The sequence below is a fragment of the Mesorhizobium sp. M1A.F.Ca.IN.020.06.1.1 genome (genome assembly GCF_004023265.1).
Classification (GTDB): Bacteria; Pseudomonadota; Alphaproteobacteria; order Rhizobiales; family Rhizobiaceae; genus Mesorhizobium.
Genome location: NZ_RZSR01001760.1, coordinates 1 through 498, shown reverse-complemented (window position 1 = coordinate 498; position 498 = coordinate 1). Strand labels below are relative to the sequence as shown.

General features: G+C 61.6%; 1 protein-coding gene. It reads right to left on the bottom strand.

Features of this window, described 5'->3' with window-relative positions:
* The coding region (locus EOA60_RS36750) for a conjugal transfer protein (protein ID WP_128312815.1) at positions 1 to 474 on the bottom strand (474 nt) is incomplete at its 3' end.
* Between the last annotated feature and the right edge of the window lie 24 nt (positions 475 to 498).

Genomic DNA, 498 nt, shown 5'->3' with positions numbered 1-498 from the left:
GATGAGTTCGTTGACCGCGCGGGCGTTCTCGAGCTGCATGCGCGTGTTCTGATCGACCGAGCCTTTGACGTCCTCGGACTGTCCGATCTGGCCGCTGGCCGACTGCAACGACCGTTCGCGTTGCGCGACCCCTTGTGACGCCTGCGAGGTCAGGGCGCTCAACAACGACGCGACGTTGACACTGCCGCTATAGGCTGTGTTGACGGCACTGCTGGCATTGCCGCTGATTTGCTGGAGCTGCTTGACCAGCTGCAGGCCGTTAATCACCGCGCCGGCGATCTTCTGGATTTCTGGCGACAGCCCGCCGAACGAGAGGGCGCCGCCATTGAGGATCGACCCGAAGCTCGGCGCTTGCGCAATCGACATGTTGCCGCCCAGGCCCATTTGGCCGATGCCGAGAGAGCCGTTGCGACTTCCTGTCAGCGCTTGCAGGATCTGATTGCTCTTCTCGAGGATGTCCTTGTTGGAGCCCATGATCGAATTGGTGTTGTCGGCGTT